6 protein-coding genes and 1 pseudogene are annotated in these 5704 nt (G+C 66.0%); 2 read left to right on the plus strand and 5 right to left on the minus strand.

All coding sequences use genetic code 11. From position 1 onward, the window contains the following. Positions 1-203, plus strand: a pseudogene (locus ACIRA7_RS14365) (hypothetical protein); the annotation flags it as partial. A 19-nt stretch (positions 204-222) separates the two neighbouring features. On the opposite strand, the gene ACIRA7_RS14370 reads toward ACIRA7_RS14365, so the two are convergent. The 5 genes from ACIRA7_RS14370 to ACIRA7_RS14390 form a co-directional block, all read right to left on the minus strand. Beyond that, positions 223-783, minus strand: coding sequence for an NTP transferase domain-containing protein (locus tag ACIRA7_RS14370; RefSeq protein WP_396221538.1), 561 nt, complete (start codon positions 781-783; stop codon positions 223-225). Continuing rightward, a complete protein-coding gene (locus ACIRA7_RS14375; protein ID WP_396221539.1) occupies positions 776-3088 on the minus strand; it encodes an FdhF/YdeP family oxidoreductase in 2313 nt (770 codons plus the stop codon). The genes ACIRA7_RS14370 and ACIRA7_RS14375 overlap by 8 nt, the downstream gene beginning before the upstream one ends. Position 3089: 1 nt before the next feature. After that, a complete protein-coding gene (gene fdhD, locus ACIRA7_RS14380) occupies positions 3090-3911 on the minus strand; it encodes a formate dehydrogenase accessory sulfurtransferase FdhD (protein WP_396221540.1) in 822 nt (273 codons plus the stop codon). 9 nt (positions 3912-3920) lie between these two features. Then, entirely contained in the window at positions 3921-4664 is a 744-nt protein-coding gene (locus ACIRA7_RS14385; protein ID WP_396221541.1) for a DUF1080 domain-containing protein, read from the minus strand. 79 nt (positions 4665-4743) lie between these two features. Beyond that, complete coding sequence (locus ACIRA7_RS14390; RefSeq protein WP_396221542.1) at positions 4744-5430, minus strand: hypothetical protein; 687 nt, start codon at positions 5428-5430, stop codon at positions 4744-4746. A gap of 67 nt (positions 5431-5497) precedes the next feature. Between ACIRA7_RS14390 and ACIRA7_RS14395 the strand changes: the two genes are divergently transcribed. Further along, positions 5498-5704, plus strand: a 207-nt coding sequence (locus ACIRA7_RS14395) for a hypothetical protein (protein WP_396221543.1), incomplete at its 3' end; no start/stop codon positions are given.

The following is a 5704-nucleotide window of genomic DNA, read 5'->3' on the forward strand; positions in this document are numbered from 1 at the left end:
GCGCGCTGTCGCACGACCTGAGCGAGGAGCGCATTGTGCTGATGCTGGGGAACCCCGGGCACTTCGCCACCACGCCGGATGGTCCGGCGTTTCGGGTGCCGATTGACGAAGCGGCGAGTGGGCTGCTCAGCCAGATGGAGCGGCTGCCGCGCGAGAAAACGGGAAGCTTTCTGGATTGGACGGGGGCGGAGCGGGCGTGGTGAGGTCACGCTGACGTGGGGCTCATTCCGCGTTGCGGTTCTCCAGTACGTGCGATGACCGCGGAGTGAGTCGCTGCAGCGCGCAGCTTCGCAGGATGCGGCGCGCGCTGTCTTCGCCGTTGGCGAACGCCCGCAGAAAGTGTCGCTGCGCCGCGGGTTCCCACAGCGCGATGAGCGGCTCGATGTCGTCCGTGGCGGGGTTGAGATACGTCACCGCATCGATCGAGGGTGCACGCGCCGTGAGGAGGCGTTGCAGGTCTTGCACCTCGAGCCACGGATAGTCACAACCGATGACGAGCCAGGCGGTGTTCCCGCCAAGCGAGAAGGCGGCGTGCAATCCGCTGGCCGGTCCATGGCCCGGCACAACGTCGAATATCGCGCGCTCGCCGAGCTGCCAGTCGGCGGCTTGTGCTGCGCTGCATGACCAGAATGGATCCGCGCCGCACGCGCGCAGCTGTTCCGCGGCCACCCGCCATTGTGGCGCATCATGGTACACCAGCGCCGCCTTGTCGCGTCCCATGCGTGAACTCGTTCCGCCAGTCAGCACGAGGCCCTGCAGTGCGGGGAGTGGCGGGTCAGCCATGCGCCATTGGGCGCTCGAGCGTGATGATCACCGACTTCGAGGTGGGCGTCCGACTTCCTGCCGCGACGCTGTCAATCGGCACGAGCACATTGGTCTCGGGGAAGTACGTCGCGGCGCATCCGCGTGGAATGGCATAGGACACGATCCGGAAGTTCTGTGCGCGACGCTGCACGCCACGGAAGTGACTCACGAGGTCGACGGCGTCACCCTCCGAGAATCCCTGAGCCGTGATGTCGTCGGGATTGAGCAAGACGACACGTCGGCCGTTGCTGATGCCGCGATAACGGTCATCAAGGCCATAGATGGTGGTATTGAACTGATCGTGCGAGCGGATCGTCATCATCACCAACTGTCCGGGCGCGATCTCGAGATGCGGAATGGGATGCACCGTGAACTGTGCACGGCCATTCGCCGTCGCGAACTCACGACGATCGCGCACGGCGTGCGGCAGCGCGAACCCGCCGGGCTCGCGCACGCGTGTGTTCATGTTCTCGAAGCCGGGAATCACGCGCGCAATACGATCGCGAATGCGGTCATAGTCGGCCACGAAGTCGGTCCAGTCCACGCCGAGCGTGGCCTTCGCCATGCCGGCCACGATCGCCGGTTCACTGCGCAACTGCACGGAGGCCGGTGCGAGATGCCCGTGCGAGCCGTGCACGATCCCCATCGAGTCCTCCACCGTGATCACCTGCGCGCCACTTGCCTGCAGGTCGCGCTCGGTACGGCCGAGGCACGGCAGGATCAGGGCCTGCTCGCCGGTCACGAGATGCGATCGATTCAGCTTCGTGGACACCTGGACGGTCAAGCGACACCGCTGCAGCGCCTGTGCTGTGTATGCGGTGTCGGGCGTGGCCGAGAGGAAGTTCCCGCCAAGGGCGATGAATACCTGCGCGCGTCGCTCGTGCATGGCGTCGATGGCATGCACCACATCGAAGCCGTGCTCAGCGGGTGGCGTGAAGTTGAACTCAGCGCCAAGCCGATTCAGGAAGGCGGGCGTCGGACGTTCCCAGATGCCCATCGTGCGGTCGCCCTGCACATTGCTGTGTCCGCGCACGGGGCAGGCGCCGGCGCCGGGGCGCCCCACATGGCCACCCAGCAGTAGCAGATTCACGATCTCCTTGATGTTCGCCACCGCATTCTCATGCTGCGTGACGCCCATGGCCCAACAGCAGATCATCGCCTTCGACCCCGCAATGACCGCGGCGATCTCGCGAATGCGTGCCTCGGTAATGCCCGAGCTCGTCGTGATGGCATCCCACGACTCGGTGGCGAGGTCCTCGCAGTACGGCTCGAAGCCGTCGGTGAACTCACCGATGAATGCGCGGTCGATGCGCTCGGGGTGTGACTCGATGAACGCCTTCTGAATGCCCTTCAACAGGGCCACGTCCCCGTTGATCCGCACCGGCAGGTAGTCGGTAGCCAGCGCCGAGCCCGCGCCCAGCACGCCCGATACTTCCTGCGGATGCTTGAAGCGCTTGAGCCCGGATTCCTCGAGCGGATTGATACTCACGATGCGGCAACCGCGTCGCGCTGCCCGTTGCAGCGTGGACAGCATGCGCGGATGATTCGTGCCGGGGTTCTGGCCGATCACGAGAATGCAATCGGCGATCTCGAAGTCGGCGAGCGACACCGACCCCTTACCGCTGCCCAGTGATTCGAGCATGCCGAGGCCGCTCGACTCGTGACACATGTTCGAGCAGTCCGGGAGGTTGTTTGTCCCGAACTGTCGGACGAACAGCTGATACAGAAACGCGGCCTCGTTGCTCGTGCGTCCTGACGTGTAGAACACCGCCTCGTTCGGTGACGCGAGCGCGTTGAGTTCGCGGCCGATGAGCGCGAACGCGGCATCCCATGAGATGGGCTCGTAGTGCGTACCACCCTTCGGGAGGTACATCGGTTCCGTCAGCCGACCGCGTTTGCCAAGCCAGTAATCACTCTGCTGGCCAAGCTCCATGACGGAGTGTTCCGCAAAGAACGCCGACGTCACACGCTCGCGCGTGGCTTCCTCGGCCACGGCCTTCGCCCCATTCTCGCAAAACTCGAAGCGGGAGCGTTCGCCATCGGGATCGGGCCACGCACAGCCCGGGCAGTCGAAGCCCGCCTCCTGATTCACGTCGAGCAGCGACGACACGGTCCGCGCCACGCCCATCTGCTTGATGGCCATCGTGAGCGCCACCGTCACCGCGGGGAGGCCCCCTGAGTACGCCGAGGGCGCCCCCGTGCGGATGTTGGGATCGAGGATCTCGGGGCTCAGATACGATGGATGGCCGCGGCGGTTCCCATCGTCTGGCATATGGTCGGTCATGTCACGCCTCACGGAGGCGCCAGGCGCCACTGTAAACATTGAATCGTGCACCACGCACGAACCCCAGCAAGGTGAGGTCGAATCGCTGCGCGAGTTCCACCGCCAGACTCGACGGCGCACCGACGGCGGCAATCATGGGGATACCCGCGGCCAGCGCCTTCTGGACGAGTTCGAAGCTGGCGCGTCCGCTCAAGAACAGCAGACGATCGGCAAGGGGGGTACAGCCCTTCAGAAACTGCGCGCCGAGGAGCTTGTCGACCGCGTTGTGCCGTCCCACGTCTTCGCGGATGTCCACGAATTCGCCGTCGCCGTCGAACAGGGCCGCCGCGTGCAGGCCGCCGGTCTGGTCGAACACCGACTGCCGGGCGCGCAATCGATCGGACAGGAGCGGGACGGTCTGCACACGGCACGAGAAGCGGTCCCGCGCGATCCGCTGCAACCCGGGCACCTCGAGCGCGTCGAGCGACGACTTGCCGCATACGCCGCAGCTGGACGTCGCGTAGAAGTGCCGTTCCATGGTGGGCCATGCCACCCGCGCGTGATCGGCGAGGTGCACAGTGACCACATCGTCGGTGTCTTGCGTGATGGACCCGATTTCGTGCGGGTGATGCAGCAGACCTTCCGTCAGCAGGAAGCCCGCCGCGAGTTCGTGGTCCTGCCCCGGGGTACGCATGGTGATCGAGAGACTGCGGGTGCCGCGCTCGGCGCCGTCGAACGCATCGACGCGGATCTCCACGGGCTCCTCGAGCGCCACGCAATCACGCGTGTCGCCCGACGTGTGACCGTCAAACCGGGTAATCGCGATCTCGCGGCTCTGCGGCATTGGCGACCTCTACTTCAACTCGCGGATCTTGATGTTCCGCATGGACAACTCGCCGTTGTGGTCGCCCTGGATCGCGATGAATCCCCGCTTCGCCATGCCGAAGTCCGCGTAGGGGGCGAACTTGAGTGGCTTGCTGTTCGGATCGTTCGGATCGCCGCGCAGTTTGCGCAGCCATTCTGGCGACCACAGTTCGTACTGGGCAATCAGCTCGCCATTCAGCCAATGCTCCACGTGCGGGCCCTTGGCGACCAGTCGCGTGGTGTTCCACTCGCCGGCGCGATGCACCACACCGCGCTTCGAGGGATAGAACCCATAGACCGCGGCCACCGACGTCATAGGGTTGCGGCTGTCCGGTGTGAGCGAGTCCTCGGCCAGCTGATACTCCGGCGCGCTCCAATACACCTTCGTTTCCTTCTCGGTCGCACGATAGAAAATGCCCGAGTTGCCGCGGAGCGGGAGCTTCCAGTCGAGCACGAGTTCGAAATCATCGTACTGCTGGCGGGTTACGATGTCGTTGGTGGTCTTCACCTTGGTCATCGTGCCGTCCACGGCTTTCCACTCCGGGGGCAGGTCCGCCTGCTGGTACCCACGCCACGCGGCGAGCGATGTGCCGTCGAACAGCAGCGTCCAGCCGGCCTTCTTCTCGGCGGCCGTGAGCGTGTTCGCCGCCGTCGTTGCCGATGTGGACTGTGCCAGTGAAATGGTGCTCGTGATCATCACGAGCGCGGCGAGAGACAGCAAACGACGGGTCATGGCAGGCGGGCAGCGCGAGAGTGGGGCAAGGGCGGACGGGGGAAGAATGCGACGCGGCGTGGCGTTGCACCAGCCGGTGCTATCGTCGCCGCTGCCGTTCTCCGCGGTCCTTCTCGAACTTCGCGCGCTCCTCGGCCAGCATCACTTGCTGCAACGAATCCGCGCGCGTGCGCTGCTCGGCGGTGAGTTGTTCGCGGGCACGGTCACGGAAGCTGTCCTGAATGTCGGAGAGCTTCCCGAGGACAGCGCGCACGGTATCGGGCGCGCCGGCGCCCATCCCGCCGGGCATGCCGCCGCCCATGCCGCCGCCCATGCCGCCGCCCATGCCGCCTCCTGGCGGTCCGCCGCCACGACCACCGCGCTGCGGCAGATCGCCGAACAGCTTGTCGAGATCCTTGAACAGTGGTGCCTGTGTTTGCCGCATCTCTTTTCGCAGCGACTTGAACGTGTCCTGCTGCTCCTTGGTGAGCTCCAGCGGCTTCTTGCGGTCGAGCAGGAACTCGATCGGGTCGGCCTGCTCGATCCGCTCCTTCGCCAGGGCCGCCGGCGACTTCATGCTGCCACCCATCCCGGGGCCGCCGCGCCCGCCCATCCCGCCTCCGCCCATCCCGCCGCTACGTCCACCCATCCCACCGCCGCCCATCCCACGGCCGCCCATCCCACCCATCTGGGCGGACAACACCGTGGGGGGCACACTCGCTAGCGTACAGGTGAGCGCCGACGCGAACCAGAATCGACGACCGAGACCGACGTGACGAGCAGACATGGTCAAGAGGAGTAGGGTGGCAGTGCGAGGTATCCCATGGCGGCGCCTGCTGCAACATACCGGAGTCGTGCTGGCCGCCGCCTGTGCACGAAACACGACGTCGACGGCCAACCCCACGCCGGCGCCCGCCACCGGCACGGCACCCGTCGTTGCCGGCGACCTTGCCATCATTCCCGTGCGCGTGACGTACGTGCTGCGCACCCTCGCGCCGTCGCTCGACTCGCTCTTCCCGGTGAGCGACTCGCTCGGTGCTGCCCGCTGCGCGGCGATCGGA

Source organism: Gemmatimonas sp. (assembly GCF_044376735.1).
In the GTDB taxonomy this organism is placed as follows: domain Bacteria; phylum Gemmatimonadota; class Gemmatimonadetes; order Gemmatimonadales; family Gemmatimonadaceae; genus Gemmatimonas.